The organism is Streptomyces sp. NPDC021096, assembly GCF_040641275.1.
Taxonomy (GTDB): domain Bacteria; phylum Actinomycetota; class Actinomycetes; order Streptomycetales; family Streptomycetaceae; genus Streptomyces.
On sequence record NZ_JBFADG010000009.1, the window covers coordinates 121,015 to 138,024 of the forward strand.

The following is a 17,010-nucleotide window of genomic DNA, read 5'->3' on the forward strand; positions in this document are numbered from 1 at the left end:
GCCGTCACGGCCGGGCGGCGGGGCAGGCCTTGGTGGGCGTGATCGAGGTACCCGCCCCCACCGGCAGGACGCGCAGTTCACGCCGGCCCTCCGCCGTGACCCACAGGCTCACCCCTTCAGACCCCGCCGCGTGGAGCTCACCGCACACGGTGGCCGACGGCGTGCGGACCTGTACGAGGCCAGCCGCCGGGCCGCCCGCCGTGGACCAGGCGGTGGCCACGGCGGCGAAGACCAGGACGACGCCCAGCACGCAGCACACGGCCGAGGCCTTCACGAACCGACTGATGCGCACCACCTCGCGCTCGGTCCACCGGCGCAGGGCCTGGCCACCGAGGATGATCTCGTCCCCGGGCCGCCCGTGCGACGCCCGCACGGCCAGCAGCGAACCCACGACGAGCACGAGGAAGGCGCTGCCGAGGAGACACGTGGCGGCCAGCCGGGCCGCCGCGGGCAGGTCCGCCAGGTTGTCCCGCCCCTTGAGCACCGCCAGCACCGTGACGAGCGCCGTCAGCCCGGTCAGTCCCGTCCGCCACCCCTCGGCCTGGCGGCGCAGCTCCGGCAGCTGGTTGAACTCCAGCTCCCGTGCCAGCTCCGCCCACCGTCGTTCCGTACGGGCACTGCTCATCGGCGGCCGCCGCCGTCCGCCGGCGCGACGGCACGCCAGCTGGCCCCGCACCCCATGAACGACACGTCGGCGGGCTGCTGCGGATGGGCGTAGCCGCACTCGCAGAAGAAGACCTCCGAGGAGAGGACTTCCGCGGCCGGATCGGGCGCACCGCCGCGGCGCTCGCGCCCGGAGAGGCGGGAGAGCACGCCCTTCGTGGCCCCGCGGCCGCCCGGGACACCACGGGGGAGCTCGGACACCGTCCGGCCCTGACAGCGGGGACAGTGCCCCTCGACGATCACCCGCCGGCCATCGGCCGAGGTACGGGCGGTGAACGGCGCGGACGCCTCCAGGGGCGGCGTCTCGACGTAGGGGACGTCGAAGTCGTGGCCGCCCACGGCCCGGTTCTCACTCGTGGGGACGTTCATCAAGCTCCAGTCCGAACAGATCTGCGTACAACTCCAGCCGCTGCCATACCCATGCTGCGCTCTCGCCCACCTCCCGTGCGGCGAAGCTCACGTGAGCCGCGGACACGCTGCCGCTGAGGGCGGGCAGGAGGCCGTCGAGATGGACGGAGAGGAGGGCGAGGTCCTGCCAGAGGGGGGTGACGTGAGGGATGTGCGGTGGGGAGAGCTGGGGGGTCGGCTGCAGGGGCAGGTAGGGCTCGATGCGCTGCCAGGTGTCGGTGACGGGTTCACCCAGACGGCCGGCCATGCTCACGAGGTCGAGCGGGGTGAGGGGTGCGCCGGGGGAGGAGACCCGGTGGTCGTCCTCCAGCGCGATGAGGTCGTGTGCGGTGGGGACGGCATCGGGGAGGCCGGCCAGTGCGTCCGGGGTGAGCTCGGGGATCAGGGCGCCGATCTCGCGGAGCGGGGCCAGACGGTCGTAGGAGCGGGCAGGGGTCAGATCCCGGTTGTGGGCGTAGCGGGCGAGGGAACCGGCGGTCAGGGGGCGCCAGCGGAGGGGTTCGAAGTACTTGCCGGAGTCGTATTCGTCGTCCAACGTTCCGCCTGACACCAGAATCCGCAGTTCCTGCCACGTGGGCGTGAAGCCTGCGAGCGCATCAGGCAGGAGAGGGGCGCTGAGCCCGAAGCGCGGGGCCTCGCGCCGGGCCACTTCCCACATGTCGCCAAGGGATTCGCCCAGTTGCATGCTCGCGGTGAAGAGTACTGCCGCAGTGGGCGCGACGGGAAAGTCGTTGCCATCCTCGCTGGGGTCGTCTCCCGAAAATGCATACCGCGTACGGGTGGGGAGGCGGTCCCACTGGTGGATGAGGTCCAGGTTGTCCGGGACGGAGATTCCCGCAGCACGGAGGTCGTCAACAGCTGCGGAGAAATCTTCCTCGTCCAGCCCGTACGGCTGCGCCAGCGCCAGGTCTTCCAGCGTGAGCCCGTCCTCGACCCGCTTTCCGCGCCGGTGAGCATCGAGCACGATGGCCGCTGTCTCTTCCGACGGAACGACCTCGCCCCGGGCATCGTCGGAGACGAAGCGCTTCTCATAGATGAACCCGAGCCGTGCCGCGCAGCCCGCCAGCCTGTCCTCGGCTTCCTGCAGAGTGGTCTCCCACCAATCCTCCCAATCGTCCGCGTCCTCCGGATCTTCTTCCTCGTCCCGCTCCGGCTTGAGCCCCTGCTCCGCGGCGGCAATGGTGGCTGCCCAGGGCAGGACCGGACGGCCATCGGGCTCGACGATGAGGTACTCCCGAAGGACTCCGAGGACCTCGATGTCGTCCCGGGTCCACGCGAGGACCTCGTGTTCGGCGGGGGGAGTCCAGCCGAGCCAGCGGAACTGCGAGAGGTGTTTCAAGACGTCCCGCGGGTCCATGGACTGTTCCCGGGCCACTGCCCAGATGTCCCAGGACCATCGTGTGCGCCGCGTCGAACGCGTATTTCCCTCCCCCTCCGTGACGTAGAGCAACGAGAGGTCCTTGCCGGTGCACACGTAGTTCTGGTGAGGTTCGGGAGCCTCGGGGACCGGCGAACGCAGCAGCGGCGCGTAGCGCACGCACGCGCGGGCCAATTCACCCAGTGTCCTGTGATGGATCTGCGATGCCCAGACCAAGGCGCCCAGGTCGTCCGGTTCCGTGGTGGCGACCTTCCGCCGCTTCTGCGTGACCAAGCCGCCGCTCAATGCCTCGGCCAACCAAGCGTCCAGTGAGTTCGGTTTCCAGTCGAGTGCTCCGTCGCGGACAGGCGGCGGTGCGACGGAGGGGTGGATGATTCTCAGCCTTCGCATGGATCGCAGCACATCGGCGACCGCGGTGCTCCGGCCGGCCGCCTGATGTACGGCGTTGCGCCAGTCCTGGCCGACCTTGTCGCAAGTGGCAGCATCTCCCGGGCCAGGTACGGGGAAGCCGGTCAATGACAGGGGAGCGGATTCCGAGGCCGGTGTATACCGCCTCCCGAGCACTGACGCACGCCACGGCCGTGCGTTCAATGTGATGCCGTGACCGCCGGCCGGCATCGCCTGATCCACCTGCTGGTCCGGCCGGAACCATCCAACCGCGTCCAAGGAGTGCTGCGATTCCCACTCGCGCGTGCGTGACGGGACCTGTATTCCTTGGCCGCGCAATACATCCCAGATCACCTGGGCAGTGGGCAGACTCTTTTCTTCCAGTGCCCAGAGCCACTCCATGGTGAGCCACGGCCACTCGGGAAGACGGCCGGCGCCCTCACGCCAGTTGTGCTTCGCCCAGCTCTCGTCGTACTCCTGCAGCTCATTGCGGTTCACGCTGAGCTTTCCGGCATGCCGGCCGGTGAGATTGAGGACGTAGCCGTAGGGCGTCTTGTTCGTCGCGATGCCGTCGCACAGGATGGCGCCCTGACCGTTCACCCACCACAGCACGCCCGGCACCGCCTCGTGCCCAGTGCGCTTCTCGCTGCTCTGGTAGAGCACCCCAGGCTCCCAGTGCTCAGCCGAAAGCGATCCGTCGTCGACCCTCAACACGAACTCGCTCACGCACACCAGATTCCGGAGCGTGTCCGCGCACGACACGGTGACCCCGCTGCGCAGATAGAGCCGTACGCGCGTGCCTCCCGCCAGCAGCCCGTCCCCGTCCTGGCTGTCGTCGTGCCGCCGGATGCGGAACAGGCTGCCGCTGCTGGGGATGTCGACCCGCAGCGCGTGGTCGGCCGGGATGCCGTCCGGGCTCACTTCCCGGGTCACGATCGACATCTCGTCGGCGAGCATGAAGTAGCTGAAGACGCCGATGCCGAACCGGCTGTTCGGGTAGAGCTGCAGGGAGGGGTCCAGCCGGAGCCAGCTCGCCTGCTCGCGCTGGAACGTCCGCGAGCGTTCGAAGCGGCTGCCGGCCCGGGTGAAGGTGTTCATGAGCTGTTCCTTGCTCATGCCGACACCGTTGTCCCGGCACTCGACGTACCGCCCGCGCTCGTCCTCGCCCTGGACGATGGTGATCTCACCGGCCCAGTCCAGCGTCTGCCGCCCCTTGAGCCGCAGGTACTTGCCGCGCATGGCGCGGTACCGGCAGGCGTCCATCGCGTTCTGGTAGAGCTCGCGCACGGCCAGCGCCCGGTCCCCGTACAGCTGGGTGCCCATCAGGAGGTCGCGTACCTCCGTCTGCGCCAGGTGGAAGCGCAGCAGCGGTATCTCGTACGCCGCACGTCCGTCCTGCAGCTGCGAGGGACGCAGGCCGCGCGCCGTGATGCGGGAGGGAACCGCGGTCAGGAGGTCTTCCTCGCTGCGGGGGAGGTCTTCGGCCGCCCTCCGTGCGAGGGAGGCGAGCCGGTCCGCTCGTTCGGCCGTCTCGGCCATGGCGGCGTGGAGCGCGTGGTGCCGGCAGGGCATGTCCATGTGCAGTTGGTCGCCGTCAGGCGTCCAGCGCAGGGAGTGCTGGGCCGCCCGGACGACGGCCTCGGGCCGCAGCGGGTCCGATACCGCCAGATGTTCGGCGACGATCTCGGGCAGGGTGCGCACGTCGGTCGCCAGGGCCGCCGCCAGCCGTAGCAGCGCGGCCAGCGGCCGGACCCGCAGCCGCTGCGGCCTTCGTCCCCCGGGAAGACGCACCATGAGGGGGGCCATGTCCTGGACGTCGTCCAGCGGCGCGTGCGCGGTGACCGCCGCCGCGAGCCCACGCAGCGCGACCGAGAGCTCGTCGCTCCGCGCCCCTTCGCTCTCGTGCGCGCCCAACACGGCGCGGGCCAAGGCATCCGCGCGCCCGGCGGGCACCGGCTGCTCGTCCGTCTCGAAGCGCTCGGCGATCCAGCGGTGCACCAGCCACAGGGAGACGGCCTGCGTGTCGTCCTCACGGTCCTGCAGCCAGCAGGAATCCAGCTTCCTCGTGGCCTGCGCGTGGTGATCCCAGACCTGCTCCAGATGCCTGCGGTGCGGACCGGCATCGGGGTCGCGTCGCATCCACGTCGGATCGATCTCCGCCGCCTGGCTCAGCCGCTCGGCCCACGCGGCCTCGTGCAGGAAGGGCGCGGCCAGGACCGCCGAGACCTCCGCGAGGGAGAGCTCGGCGCCCTCCGGCAGCAGGTCGACGAGGCCGCGCTGGAGCAGGCGTACGGGAAAGTCGTCGTCGGCCCACGGGTCCGGTAACCGCTTGCGGGCGTGGTGGACCGTACGCGCGCATTCCCCGACCAGCGAGACCAGGCACTCCTGCAGGTGGGACACGTCCTCGTGCGAGGCGACCCCCGCCGTGGCGAGCTTCCACAGCCGTTCGTCGAGTACCGCGGCTCGCCACTCCTCCAGCATGTGGCGCCCCTGGCAGATCTCCGTATCCCGTGTCTCGCGGTCGAGCTCGGTGCCGCAGCGCATCCACGCCTTCTGCGTCAGGCCCTGTCCTCTGGCGGCCTTGAAGGCGTGGGCCTTGGTGGCCGCGAACACCTCGTCCACGGTTCTCGGTGCCGACAGGGAACCGAGAGCCTCGGCCAGTCCCCGGGTGAAGAAGCTGCCGTCCGCCGTGAAACCGGAACGCTCTCCGGCCGAGCAGCCCGCCATGACGGCGAAACGTCCCGCGGGCGGGCCCTGCACGATGTGGCTGCCGAACGCCTCCCGCGTTCCGGACAGCTCGTCGCGGCAGGCATCCATGATCCACAGCACGGTTCCCGCCGCACTGGCGCGCAGGTAGGGGCTGATGTCGGCACGGAGAAGGGAGTCGAGGTAGGGCTGCTGCCAGTCGCCGTCCCGCGGTGCCCGGGCGTCCGCCGGCACCAGGTAGTCCACGCCGTTCAAGCGCACGCCGTGGCCGGTGAAGTAGAGGAGCAGCGTGCCACCGGCCGGAATCCGCAGGGCGGCCTCGTGAATGCCGGTGCCGATGGCCGCGCGCTCGGCCCCCGCCAGCGTGTCCACCTCGTACCCGGACTCCTCGAGGGCGGATCGCATGGCCGCGAGGTCCGCGTCGACCGCTTCGTCCAAGGGCTCGAACGCATCCAGCGCTCCGGGCGCCTGTCGGACACCGATCAGCAGTGCCCTTCGGGCGACGTCTTCCATTGGTCCCTCCCCAGTGCGGAGGAATCATGATGTCACCGGGGAGGCGGCCGTACGGGTGCACCAAAACAGGTCGGCCGCCCGAGGAAACCCTCGGGCGGCCGACCTTTACTTCACCGTCGGGACGGCGGGATTTGAACCCACGACCCCTTGACCCCCAGTCAAGTGCGCTACCAAGCTGCGCCACGTCCCGGTGCGACGTTCCCTCCGGGCTTTTCTTCCCGGTGAGGCGTGCAGGAAGAAAATATCCTGTTCCGCGATTTGATCCAAATCGGGGGTCCGGTGAGCGGTCAGCTGCGGAGCTTGAACGTGTGTGTGGGGATCTCGATGGTGTCGCCAGTCGCCAGCTGGAAGGTGATGGTGTCGCCGTACTTGTACTCCGCGCAGGAGGCGTACGAGTCATCGCCCGGCTCGGTGAGCAGGCTGCACTGGCCGCGGAAGGGGTCAATGATCAAGTAGATGGGTACGCGGAAGCGGGCGTACTGCTGCACCTTGATCGCGTAGTCGTTCCTGTCGTACTTCGAGGAGACGATCTCGATGGCGGCCATCAGGTCCTCGTAGGTGTACGTACCGCCGGCGCCCTCTTCGACGATCGCCACATCCGGGCATCGCGGAGGCTCTCCCGGGAACTGGATCAGCACGTCCGACAGGATGCGTTCCTCGGAGATGCCGCAGGCGTCGATGGCGTTCTGGACGCGACGGATCGTCCAGCTCTGGACGCTGCTCTGTGGCGTCATGATGATCCGGTCCCCCACCACTTCGATCTTGAAGCCCTCGATCACCGACGCTGCACGCTCGACAGCTTCTCGGATGAAGTCGTCCTGCACAGTCATGGCGAAACCTCCCCTGGTTGGGCACCCGGATAGTTGCATCGTAGAACGCTGTGCCGCCGCTTACTCGGCAACGATTCACCCCCGCGAGCTATTGACGAAACATACGGCGCACTGCATAGTTATGCCTACCAGTACATGCAGCACCGTAAGGAGGAACCGTGACCGAGCGCGTCGTACTCGCCTATTCCGGCGGCCTTGACACCTCCGTCGCCATCGGCTGGATCGCCGAGGAGACGGGCGCCGAGGTCATCGCCGTCGCCGTGGACGTCGGCCAGGGCGGCGAGGACCTGGACGTCATTCGCAAGCGCGCGCTCGCCTGCGGTGCGGTGGAGGCGGAGGTCGCCGACGCCAAGGACGAGTTCGCCGAGGAGTACTGCCTCCCGGCGATCAAGGCCAACGCCCTCTACATGGACCGGTACCCGCTGGTCTCCGCCCTCTCGCGGCCCACGATCGTCAAGCACCTCGTGGCCGCCGCCAGGAAGCACGGCGCGACCACCGTCGCCCACGGCTGCACCGGCAAGGGCAACGACCAGGTGCGGTTCGAGGCGGGCATCTCCTCGCTCGCCCCCGAGCTGAAGTGCATCGCGCCCGTCCGGGACTACGCCATGACCCGGGACAAGGCCATCGCCTTCTGCGAGGCCAAGGGCCTGCCGATCGCGACGACCAAGAAGTCGCCGTACTCCATCGACCAGAACGTCTTCGGGCGGGCCGTGGAGACCGGCTTCCTCGAGGACATCTGGAACGCGCCGATCGAGGACGTCTACGACTACACCGCCAACCCGGCCACCCCCCGGGAGGCCGACGAGGTGGTCATCACCTTCGAGCAGGGCGTCCCGGTGGCCCTCGACGGCAGGCCCGTCAGTGTCCTGCAGGCCATTCAGCAGCTCAACGAGCGGGCCGGCGCCCAGGGCGTCGGGCGGCTGGACATGGTCGAGGACCGGCTGGTCGGCATCAAGTCCCGGGAGATCTACGAGGCGCCCGGCGCCATCGCGCTGATCACCGCCCACCAGGAGCTGGAGGCCGTCACCGTCGAGCGCGAGCTCGCCCGGTACAAGCGGGGCGTCGAGCAGCGGTGGACCGAGCTGGTCTACGACGGCCTGTGGTTCTCCCCGCTCAAGCGGGCCCTGGACGGTTTCATCGCCGAGGCCAACGAGCACGTCTCCGGTGACATCCGGATGACCCTGCACGGCGGCCGGGCGGTCGTGACGGGCCGGAAGTCCGAGCAGTCGCTCTACGACTTCAACCTCGCCACCTACGACACCGGCGACACCTTCGACCAGTCCATGTCCAAGGGCTTCATCGAGATCTTCGGCCTGTCCTCGAAGATCGCCGCCAAGCGGGACCTCGCATGAGCGGGCAGCAGCAGGACGTACGCCTGTGGGGCGGCCGGTTCGCGGACGGACCCGCCGAGGCCCTCGCCAAGCTCTCGGCCTCCGTCCACTTCGACTGGCGGCTCGCCCCCTACGACATCGCCGGCTCCCGGGCCCACGCGCGCGTGCTGCACAAGGCCGGGCTGCTGACGGACGACGAGCTCACGCGCATGATCGAGGGCCTCGGGCTGCTCGAGGCCGACGTCGCGGCCGGCACGTTCACCGGCACCGTCGCCGACGAGGACGTGCACACCGCCCTCGAGCGGGGGCTGCTGGAGCGGCTCGGCCCCGACCTCGGCGGCAAGCTGCGCGCCGGGCGGTCCCGCAACGACCAGGTCGCCACGCTCTTCCGGATGTACCTGCGCGACCACGCACGGATCATCGGCGGCCTGATCGCCGACCTCCAGGAGGCGCTCGTCGGCCTCGCCGAGGCCCACCCGGACGTGGCCATGCCCGGGCGTACGCACCTGCAGCACGCCCAGCCCGTCCTCTTCGCCCACCATGTGCTCGCCCACGTCCAGGCGCTGTCCCGGGACGCGGAGCGGCTGCGGCAGTGGGACGAGCGCACGGCGGTCTCGCCGTACGGCTCGGGGGCGCTCGCCGGGTCCTCCCTGGGGCTGGACCCGGAGGCGGTCGCCGCCGACCTCGGCTTCGAGCGGGGCTCGGCGGGCAACTCCATCGACGGCACGGCCTCGCGCGACTTCGTCGCGGAGTTCGCCTTCATCACGGCGATGATCGGCGTCGACCTGTCGCGCATCGCCGAGGAGGTCATCATCTGGAACACGAAGGAGTTCTCCTTCGTGACCCTCCACGACGCCTTCTCCACCGGCTCCTCGATCATGCCGCAGAAGAAGAACCCCGACATCGCCGAGCTGGCACGCGGCAAGTCGGGCCGGCTGATCGGCAACCTCACCGGGCTGATGGCCACGCTCAAGGCCCTGCCGCTGGCGTACAACCGCGATCTGCAGGAGGACAAGGAGCCGGTCTTCGACTCCTGCGACCAGCTGGAGGTCCTGCTGCCGGCCTTCACCGGGATGATGGCGACCCTCACGGTCCACCGTGAGCGGATGGAGGAGCTGGCCCCCGCCGGCTTCTCGCTGGCCACCGACATCGCCGAGTGGCTGGTCAAGCAGGGCGTGCCCTTCCGGGTGGCGCACGAGGTCGCCGGCGAGTGCGTCAAGGAGTGCGAGACGCGGGGCATCGAGCTGGACGAGCTGACCGACGAGCAGTTCGAGGCGATCTCCGCCCATCTGACCCCCGAGGTCCGCACGGTCCTCAGCGTGCCGGGCGCGCTCGCCTCCCGTAGCGGCCGGGGCGGTACGGCCCCCTCCGCCGTGGCGGTGCAGCTGCAGGAGGTCAAGGCGGACCTGGCCCTCCAGCGGGAGTGGTCCGACCGGCGGCGCGGCTGACGACGACCCGCCGTGAGTGATACGGCGACGACCCGAATGAGACATCGACGTCTCATTCGGGTTATCGTCGTCTCATGAGCCTCGATCGTGAACGTGTCCTGAGAGCAGCCGCGGCCCTGCTCACCCGCAAGTCGACCGCCTCGATGGATGAGATCGCCAAGGCCGCCGGCATCAGCCGCGCCACCCTCCACCGCCACTTCGCCGGGCGTGACGCGCTCGTGCGCGCCCTGGAGGACCTCGGCATCGAGCTCTTCGGGCGCGCTCTGGACGCGGCGCGGGTGGACGAGGGCGACGCCTCCGAGGCCGTGCGCCGGCTGGTCGCCGAGGCCGAGCCCATCGCCGCGATGCTCGCCTTCCTCTTCTCCGAGAACCAGCTCTACGAGGGCGGGACCAACGAGGGCTGGAACCGGCTCGACGCCCGTGTCCACGCCCTGTTCCTCCGGGGCCAGGAGGAAGGCGCCTTCCGGATCGATCTGTCACCCGCCTGGCTCACCGAGGCCCTGTACGGGCTGATCGGCACCGGGGCCTGGGCCGTGCACGACGGCCGGGTGGCCGCCAAGGACATCAGCCGCATGGTCGCCGAGCTGCTGCTCGGCGGCGCACAGCGGAGGATGGAGCGGTGAGCAGCGAGATGACCGCCCCCCGGCCGGGCGAGCGGGAAGAGCTCCAGCCGCCGCGTCCGGGGCGCTGGCTCGCGCTGTCCGTGCTCGCGCTGGCCGTGCTGCTCGTCGCCGTCGACGCCACCGTGCTGGGTCTGGCGACGCCGTTCCTCAGCGAGGACCTGCAGCCGACCGGCACCCAGCTGCTGTGGATCGGCGACGTCTACTCCTTCGTCATCGCCGGTCTGCTCGTCTCCATGGGCAGCCTCGGCGACCGCATCGGCCGCAAGAAGCTGCTGCTGACCGGCGCGGTGGCGTTCGGCGCGGTCTCGGTGCTCAACGCCTATGCGACCAGCCCCGAGATGATGATCGCCGCCCGGGCGCTGCTGGGCGTGGCGGGCGCGACGCTGATGCCGTCCACCCTCGCCCTCATCCGCAACATCTTCCACGACCCCAGGGAGCGCAGCCTGGCCATCGGCATCTGGGGTGCCATGGCCTCCGCCGGTGCGGCCGTGGGCCCGGTCGTGGGCGGGTTCCTGCTGGAGAAGTTCTGGTGGGGGTCGGTCTTCCTGATCAACCTGCCGGTCATGGCCGTGCTCGTCCTCGTCGGCATCAAGCTGCTGCCCGAGTCCCGCGACCCCGCGCCGGGGCCCTGGGACCTGCTCAGCGTGGTGCTGTCGATGGTGGGCATCATCGCCGTCGTCTACGCGATCAAGGAAGGTGCCACGCACGGCCCGACCTGGCAGATCGCCCTGGTGGCCGCGGTGGGCGCGGGGGCGCTGACGTGGTTCGTGCGGCGTCAGCTCACCCTGGACTCGCCGCTGCTGAACATGCGGCTCTTCCATCACCGGGGCTTCTCGGGCGCGGTCATGGCGGACCTGCTGACCGTGCTGGGCCTGTCCGGGATGGTCTTCTTCCTGTCCCAGTTCCTCCAGCTGGTGCAGGACCGCAGCCCCCTGGAGGCGGGGCTCGCGGAGCTGCCCGCGGCGATCGGCGCGGTGACGGCCGGTCTGCTGGCGGGGCAGGCCGCCCGGCGCTGGTCGGTGCGGTCGGTGGTGGCCGGCGGGCTGGCGGCGATCGGCCTGGCGCTGGCGGTCCTCGTCGGGCTGGAGACCGACACCTCCTACCCCGTGCTCGGCACGGTGCTGCTGGTCGTCGGCGTGGGGGCGGGCTTCTCGTTCACCGTCACCGCCGACGTGATCCTCTCCAGCGTGCCCAAGGAACAGGCGGGCTCGGCCTCGGCGGTCTCCGAGACGGCCTACGAGCTCGGTGCCGCGCTCGGCATCGCACTGCTGGGCTCGATCGTCACCGGCGTCTACCGCGACTTCGCCGTTCCCCCGGGGGTCCCGGCGGAGCAGGCGGCCCAGGCCCAGGAGTCCCTGGGCGGCGCGGTCGAGTCGGCGGGCACCCTGCCGGCGGACACCGGTGGGGCGCTGCTGGCCTCGGCCCAGGACGCGTTCGTCGAGGGGATGCGGATCGCCTCCGGCGTCGGGGCCGTGGTGCTGCTGGTCACGGCGGTGGCGGCCTGGCGCCTGCTGCGCGGCCAACGGCTGGAGGAAGGGTACGGCGGCTGAGCCGGGCGCGGCTCGAATGAGCAGCAAACCGCACAGGGCCCGGGGCTGGCAAGCCCCGGGCCCTGTGAATTTTACCGGCGAGTAACTCTCTTGACGCGCTCCTGACGCACCGGAGAACATCCTGCCACCGGTCGACATTGTCGAACGTGGTTCGGACGAGGGCGTCCGTGGTCGGACGCCGTGTTCAAAGGAATCCCCACACCATGCGTCTGCGCACCACTGCACGGTTCCTGGTCGCCGCCGCGGCCACCGCCGCCCTGAGCCTCATGGGGCTCAACGCCTCCCCGGCCTCCGCCTCGCCCCTGGACATCCCGCCCAAGGGCGCCAACGACTGGTCCTGCAAGCCGGATTCGGCGCATCCGCAGCCGGTCGTGCTGGTCAACGGCACGTTCAAGCTGATGGTCGAGAACTGGGCCAAGCTCTCCCCGAAGCTCAAGGAGGAGGGCTACTGCGTCTTCGCCTTCAACTACGGGAAGATGGAGACCGCCCCCATCCCGCAGGGCGCCGCCGAACTCAAGGACTTCGTCGAGGCCGTGCGCGGCGCGACGGGCGCGGAGAAGGTCGACATCGTCGGCCACAGCCAGGGCGGCATGCTGCCGCGCTACTACGTGAAGTTCCTCGGGGGCGCGGACAAGGTCGACGACCTCGTGGGCATCGTCCCCTCCAACCACGGCACGAAGAACCCGCTCGCCATCCCGGCGGGCTGGACCTTCTGCCCCTCGTGCGTGGACCAGCAGGTCGGCTCCGACCTGCTGAAGAAGCTCAACGAGGGCGACGAGACGCCCGCCGGCCCGGACTACACGGTCGTCACCACCCGGTACGACGAGGTGGTCATCCCCTACACCAGCGCCCTGCTCACCGGACCGGCCGAGCGCCTGACCAACATCGTCCTGCAGGACAAGTGCCCGCTCGACCTCTACATGCACGACCAGGCCACCAAGGACCCGGTCGTCGCGCAGTGGGTGCTCAACGCACTGGGCCGCAAGGGCCCGGCCGACCCGGCGTTCCAGCCCCGCTGCCTCGGCGGGGCCTGAGCCTCCCGAAGCGGTGCGAGCCCTGTCAGGCCGCCTTGGCCTTGGTGGCGTACATGTCCACGTACTCCTGGCCCGACAGGCGCATCACGTCGCTCATCACCTCGTCGGTGACGGCGCGCAGCACATAGCGGTCGCGGTCCATGCCCTCGTAGCGGGAGAAGTCCAGCGGCTCACCGAAGCGCACCGTCACCGGCGCGATGCGGGGCAGGCCCTTGCCGCTCGGCTGGACCTTCTCGGTGCCGATCATGGCGAACGGCACCACCGGCGCGCCCGTCATCAGCGTCAGGCGGGCGATGCCGGTGCGGCCGCGGTAGAGCCGGCCGTCGGGGGAGCGGGTGCCCTCCGGGTAGATGCCGAAGATCTTGCCCTCCTCCAGCACCCGGCGGCCCGTCATCAGCGCGGCCACGCCGCCGTTGCCGCCGTCGCGGTCGACCGGGATCATGCCCGAGGAGCTGAAGAACCACGCCATCAGCCGGCCCTTGACGCCCTTGCCCGTGACGTACTCGTCCTTGCCGATGAAGAACACCTGCCGCTTGACGACCAGGGCCAGGAACAGCGAGTCGATGAACGTGGTGTGGTTTCCGGCCAGGATCACGGGCCCGCTGCCGGCGATGTGCTCGGCTCCCTGGACCGTCGGGCGGTACAGGACGCGCATGAGCAATCCGAGGAACGCCTTGAGCAAGATGCGGGACAACGGACCCTCCGGTCGTGGTGTTCGGTCAGGCGCGCAGGGCGCGGTCGTGACGATACTCGCGGGTACCCACCCCGTGCACATGGGGTTGACCGACTCGAAACAGAGTGTTGACGTGACTTTTCACTCCGTTCCGTTTCCGTTCTTCAACCGGGCAGTCGTACATGCATACGATCGCCCGGCCAGCGCAACACAATGCAACGAGGAGAGTTCATGCAGCAGGAGCAGCGGCCGGGCAGGCGCACGGTGCTGGGGGCCGCGGCGGCCCTCGGCGCGGGAGCGGCCGTCCTCGGCGGCGGGGCGGCACCGGCGATGGCGGCAGGGACGACGACGGAGCGCGGCGGCCGGGGAGGTTCGTACAAGGACCTGCCGGTGCCGACCGTCATAGGCCACCGCGGCTGCAGCGGCTCCCGGCCCGAGCACACCCTCGGCTCCTACCAGTTCGCCCTGGACAACGGCGCGGACGTCATCGAGCAGGACCTCGTGCCCACCAAGGACGGACACCTGGTGTGCCGTCACGAGAACGACATCACCGGCACCACCGACGTCGCCTCCCGCCCGGAGTTCGCCTCCCGCAAGACGACCAGGACCGTCGACGGCGAGGCCCACACCGGCTGGTTCACCGAGGACTTCACCCTCGCCGAGCTCAGGACGCTCCGCGCCAAGGAGCGCATCCCCGCCACCCGCCAGCACAACACCCTCTACGACGGCCGCTGGCAGGTGCCCACCTTCGAAGAGGTCCTCAAGTGGGCCGAGGAGCAGGGCCGCAAGCGCGGACGCCGCATCTGGCTGCACGTCGAGACCAAGCACCCCACCTACTTCCGCAAGGCCGGCCTCGGCCTGGAGGAGCGCCTGGCCAAGCTGCTGCGCCGCTACGGGCGCTCCGGCCGCAACGGCTACACCTTCGTACAGTCCTTCGAGCCCAGCAGCCTCCAGCGGCTGAACAAGCTCGGCGTCGACTGCCCCAAGGTCCTGCTGCTGGACGACCTCACCACCCGGCCCTGGGACTTCACCGAGGCGAAGGACCCGCGCACGGTCGCCGACCTGATCACGCCCAAGGGCCTGAAGTGGGTCTCCGGCTTCGCCCAGGGCATCGGCCCGTGGCTGAACCTGATCATCCCCCGGGACAAGAACGACAAGCTCACCAAGCCGACCGCGCTGGTGCGCGACGCGCACGCCGCCGGGCTGATCCTGCACCCGTACACGATGCGCAACGAGAACAGCTTCCTGCCGGCCGACTTCCGGCGCGGCAGCGACCCGAACGCCTACGGTGACGCGTTCGGCGCGTTCAACACGTACTTCGCGACCGGCATCGACGGCATCTTCTCGGACAACCCCGACACGGCGGCGCTCGCGCGGGACGCCTACCTCAAGCGCTGACGCACGGCGTCCTCGCTGCATGGGGCGGGCCGGCCGTGGCCCGCCCCGTACGGGTGATTGCCGGGTGAGGGGGAAACCGGCGGGGGAAGGGGCGACGTCCCCGACCTCATGACGCACAGCGATCTCCTGACGCGGCTCGGCCCCCTGCTCGAGGCCGAGTGCGCCGCCGAGGCGGCCGCGGCCGGCGGGCTCGACGCCGCCGATCTCGAACAGTCCGTCTGGCTGCGGCTGCTGAGCGACGGCCGTACCGCCGTCTCCGCCGCCCGGTTACGGGCCACCGTGCGCGCCGAGGCCCGCGCCGCCCGCCGCCGGGCGCGCCGGGAGGTGCCGTACGACCCGACCGCACAGCCGCCGGCCGGGGCCGGGCCCGGCGTCGAACAAGCGGTCCTGGACGCCGAAGCGGGCCGTGAGCTCCGCGCCGCCGTACGCCGTCTGCCGGGCCGCTGTCCGGGGCTGCTGGCCGCCCTGCTGTCCGGCAACGACCCGACCTACCGGGAAATCGCAGGGAAGTTGGGAATGTCACAAGGATCTTTGGGACCCGTACGTTCCCGTTGCCTGGGATGCCTGCGCAGAATGCTGATGGCAGAGATTGCGGCTCCTTGACCCGGGGGAAAGGAGCGATAGGCAACCCACCAGGGGAGGCAGGCGCACATGGGCATGAGCGTGACCATCTCGGCCGCGGCCGGGAACGATGCCGAGCAGATCCTCAAACTCCAGTACCTCTGCTATCAGAGCGAGGCCGAGCTCTACGGCGACTACTCCATCGACCCCCTCACCCAGACCCTCGACGACCTGCGCGCCGAACTGGGCGGCGGCTGCGTGCTCGTGGCCCGGCTCGGCGAGGAGGTCGTCGGCTCCGTGCGCGGCACGGTCGACGGTGCGGGAACCGCCGTGATCACCGGGCTCATCGTGCACCCGCGGATGCGGCGGCACGGTCTGGGCGGGCGGCTGCTCGCCGCGATCGAGGAGCAGCTGGCGGGGGAGTGGTCCGCCAAGCGGTACCGGCTCGCCACCGGCCAGCGCAGCGAGGTCAATCTGCGTCTCTACCGCAACAGGGGTTACCAGCCCACCCATACCGAGCGGATCTCGCGCACCCTGACCCTGGTCACCCTGGAAAAGGAAGCGGCGCCCGCCTTCGTGGCGAGCGCCTGAGCCTCCTGCAGTAGCCGTCCCCTCAGCGTTCCGCCCGGCGCAGCCAGATCATGGCGGTCACCGGCAGGATCACGGGGATGAACAGATAGCCCATGCCGTAGTCGGACCAGACCGTCGCGTCGGGGAAGGCGGACGGCTCGACGAGCGTCCAGGTGCCCACGATCAGGACGCCGGCCAGCTCGGCGGCGCAGCACACCAGCGCCGCCTTGCGGGCCGATTCGCCGCCGCGCACCAGGGAGTACGTGATGAAGGCGTACACCAGCGCGGCGGCGGCCGACAGTACATAGGCCAGCGGCGCCCGGCCGAAGTCCAGGATCATCTGCACGATCGAGCGCGAGGCCGCGGCGACGGTGAACACGCCGTACAGCCAGACCAGCAGGCGGCCGGGCCCCTGGCCGAGGTCGAAGGCGGCCCCGGACCCCTTCCCGGGCGTCGTGGGTTCGGACACGGTCAGCCTCCCCAGATGTCGTACAGCCGCACCTCGAGCACGGCCAGGATGACGGCGCCCGCCGCCACGGTGGCCGAGCCCCAGCGGGTCCGCTCGGCCAGTGACATGAAGCCCGCCGCCGGCACCGCCGCGGCCGCGCCGAGCAGATAGGCCACGAAGATGGCCGTGCCCTGCGCGGGCTCGTCGCCGCCGGCCAGCCGCACCACGCCGATGACCAGCTGCACCAGCACCAGCACCGTCACCACGGCCATGCCGATGAAGTGCCAGTCCTTGGTGGGCTGGTCGCGCGAGAAGGCGAAGCCGCACCAGGCGGCGAGCGCGAGGGCGGCCAGACCGGCCGCGAGCGTCAGCGCGCCGATCACCGTGACCCCCCGGCGACGCGGGCGGGCGAATGGGACGTGACAGGCATGGGACGACTTTAATCGTCCGGTGCGGGCGGGCCGCCCGCGGCCCCGCCTGTCCACCAGG

General features: G+C 70.4%; 15 protein-coding genes and 1 tRNA gene. 8 read left to right on the forward strand and 8 right to left on the reverse strand.

Translation table 11 applies throughout. The features are described from left to right. Positions 1–4: 4 nt before the first annotated feature. The 5 genes from AB0G59_RS15485 to AB0G59_RS15505 form a co-directional block, all read right to left on the reverse strand. On the reverse strand, positions 5–625 hold the full coding sequence (locus tag AB0G59_RS15485; protein ID WP_360911747.1) for a hypothetical protein: 621 nt from the start codon (positions 623–625) through the stop codon (positions 5–7). Then, the gene (locus AB0G59_RS15490) at positions 622–1,032 is read right to left on the reverse strand and encodes a hypothetical protein (protein ID WP_360911749.1); all 411 of its coding nucleotides are present in this window, start codon (positions 1,030–1,032) and stop codon (positions 622–624) included. Before AB0G59_RS15490 ends, AB0G59_RS15485 begins: the two co-directional genes overlap by 4 nt. Next, positions 1,013–6,055 carry a caspase family protein gene (locus AB0G59_RS15495; protein WP_360911751.1) on the reverse strand — a complete coding sequence of 1,681 codons (5,043 nt, stop codon included), beginning with the start codon at positions 6,053–6,055 and terminating at the stop codon, positions 1,013–1,015. The genes AB0G59_RS15490 and AB0G59_RS15495 overlap by 20 nt, the downstream gene beginning before the upstream one ends. 116 nt (positions 6,056–6,171) lie before the next feature. Continuing rightward, positions 6,172–6,245 (reverse strand) — tRNA-Pro (locus AB0G59_RS15500). A 97-nt stretch (positions 6,246–6,342) separates the two neighbouring features. After that, on the reverse strand, positions 6,343–6,885 hold the full coding sequence (locus AB0G59_RS15505; protein ID WP_360911753.1) for a Uma2 family endonuclease: 543 nt from the start codon (positions 6,883–6,885) through the stop codon (positions 6,343–6,345). A gap of 158 nt (positions 6,886–7,043) precedes the next feature. On the opposite strand from AB0G59_RS15505, the gene AB0G59_RS15510 reads away from it, so the two are divergent. The 5 genes from AB0G59_RS15510 to AB0G59_RS15530 all read left to right on the forward strand — a co-directional run bounded on the left by AB0G59_RS15510 (position 7,044) and on the right by AB0G59_RS15530 (position 12,871). Continuing rightward, positions 7,044–8,237, forward strand: coding sequence for an argininosuccinate synthase (locus tag AB0G59_RS15510; RefSeq protein WP_360911755.1), 1,194 nt, complete (start codon positions 7,044–7,046; stop codon positions 8,235–8,237). Then, complete coding sequence (argH, locus tag AB0G59_RS15515; RefSeq protein ID WP_360911757.1) at positions 8,234–9,664, forward strand: argininosuccinate lyase; 1,431 nt, start codon at positions 8,234–8,236, stop codon at positions 9,662–9,664. The genes AB0G59_RS15510 and argH overlap by 4 nt, the downstream gene beginning before the upstream one ends. A 74-nt stretch (positions 9,665–9,738) precedes the next feature. Continuing rightward, positions 9,739–10,287, forward strand: coding sequence for a helix-turn-helix domain-containing protein (locus AB0G59_RS15520; protein ID WP_360911759.1), 549 nt, complete (start codon positions 9,739–9,741; stop codon positions 10,285–10,287). 8 nt (positions 10,288–10,295) lie between these two features. Next, the gene (locus tag AB0G59_RS15525; RefSeq protein WP_360911891.1) at positions 10,296–11,837 is read left to right on the forward strand and encodes an MFS transporter; all 1,542 of its coding nucleotides are present in this window, start codon (positions 10,296–10,298) and stop codon (positions 11,835–11,837) included. A 203-nt stretch (positions 11,838–12,040) separates the two neighbouring features. Beyond that, positions 12,041–12,871 (forward strand): alpha/beta fold hydrolase, encoded by an 831-nt coding sequence (locus tag AB0G59_RS15530; protein ID WP_360911761.1) that lies wholly within the window; start codon positions 12,041–12,043, stop codon positions 12,869–12,871. A gap of 25 nt (positions 12,872–12,896) precedes the next feature. Here the strand turns inward: AB0G59_RS15530 and AB0G59_RS15535 are convergent, their stop codons facing one another. Beyond that, the gene (locus AB0G59_RS15535; protein ID WP_360911763.1) at positions 12,897–13,565 is read right to left on the reverse strand and encodes a lysophospholipid acyltransferase family protein; all 669 of its coding nucleotides are present in this window, start codon (positions 13,563–13,565) and stop codon (positions 12,897–12,899) included. Between the two features lie 210 nt (positions 13,566–13,775). Between AB0G59_RS15535 and AB0G59_RS15540 the strand changes: the two genes are divergently transcribed. The 3 genes from AB0G59_RS15540 to AB0G59_RS15550 all read left to right on the forward strand — a co-directional run bounded on the left by AB0G59_RS15540 (position 13,776) and on the right by AB0G59_RS15550 (position 16,094). Next, positions 13,776–14,942 carry a glycerophosphodiester phosphodiesterase gene (locus tag AB0G59_RS15540; protein WP_360911765.1) on the forward strand — a complete coding sequence of 389 codons (1,167 nt, stop codon included), beginning with the start codon at positions 13,776–13,778 and terminating at the stop codon, positions 14,940–14,942. 108 nt (positions 14,943–15,050) lie between these two features. Then, positions 15,051–15,545, forward strand: coding sequence for a sigma-70 family RNA polymerase sigma factor (locus AB0G59_RS15545; RefSeq protein WP_360911768.1), 495 nt, complete (start codon positions 15,051–15,053; stop codon positions 15,543–15,545). A gap of 48 nt (positions 15,546–15,593) precedes the next feature. Then, the gene (locus tag AB0G59_RS15550; RefSeq protein WP_360911770.1) at positions 15,594–16,094 is read left to right on the forward strand and encodes a GNAT family N-acetyltransferase; all 501 of its coding nucleotides are present in this window, start codon (positions 15,594–15,596) and stop codon (positions 16,092–16,094) included. Between the two features lie 22 nt (positions 16,095–16,116). On the opposite strand, the gene AB0G59_RS15555 is transcribed toward AB0G59_RS15550, so the two are convergent. Next, complete coding sequence (locus tag AB0G59_RS15555; RefSeq protein ID WP_360911772.1) at positions 16,117–16,542, reverse strand: hypothetical protein; 426 nt, start codon at positions 16,540–16,542, stop codon at positions 16,117–16,119. 2 nt (positions 16,543–16,544) lie between these two features. Then, complete coding sequence (locus AB0G59_RS15560) at positions 16,545–16,904, reverse strand: hypothetical protein (RefSeq protein WP_071965247.1); 360 nt, start codon at positions 16,902–16,904, stop codon at positions 16,545–16,547. Positions 16,905–17,010: the final 106 nt, after the last annotated feature.

Excerpts from the sequence above, each read along its gene's own strand:
- AB0G59_RS15485 (WP_360911747.1), bottom strand. The coding sequence starts at position 625 with ATGAGCAGTGCCCGTACGGAACGACGGTGGGCGGAGCTGGCACGGGAG.
- AB0G59_RS15490 (WP_360911749.1), bottom strand. The coding sequence starts at position 1,032 with ATGAACGTCCCCACGAGTGAGAACCGGGCCGTGGGCGGCCACGACTTC.
- AB0G59_RS15495 (WP_360911751.1), bottom strand. The coding sequence starts at position 6,055 with ATGGAAGACGTCGCCCGAAGGGCACTGCTGATCGGTGTCCGACAGGCG.
- AB0G59_RS15505 (WP_360911753.1), bottom strand. The coding sequence starts at position 6,885 with ATGACTGTGCAGGACGACTTCATCCGAGAAGCTGTCGAGCGTGCAGCG.
- argH (WP_360911757.1), top strand. The coding sequence starts at position 8,234 with ATGAGCGGGCAGCAGCAGGACGTACGCCTGTGGGGCGGCCGGTTCGCG.
- AB0G59_RS15520 (WP_360911759.1), top strand. The coding sequence starts at position 9,739 with ATGAGCCTCGATCGTGAACGTGTCCTGAGAGCAGCCGCGGCCCTGCTC.
- AB0G59_RS15525 (WP_360911891.1), top strand. The coding sequence starts at position 10,296 with ATGACCGCCCCCCGGCCGGGCGAGCGGGAAGAGCTCCAGCCGCCGCGT.
- AB0G59_RS15530 (WP_360911761.1), top strand. The coding sequence starts at position 12,041 with ATGCGTCTGCGCACCACTGCACGGTTCCTGGTCGCCGCCGCGGCCACC.
- AB0G59_RS15540 (WP_360911765.1), top strand. The coding sequence starts at position 13,776 with ATGCAGCAGGAGCAGCGGCCGGGCAGGCGCACGGTGCTGGGGGCCGCG.
- AB0G59_RS15545 (WP_360911768.1), top strand. The coding sequence starts at position 15,051 with ATGACGCACAGCGATCTCCTGACGCGGCTCGGCCCCCTGCTCGAGGCC.
- AB0G59_RS15550 (WP_360911770.1), top strand. The coding sequence starts at position 15,594 with ATGGGCATGAGCGTGACCATCTCGGCCGCGGCCGGGAACGATGCCGAG.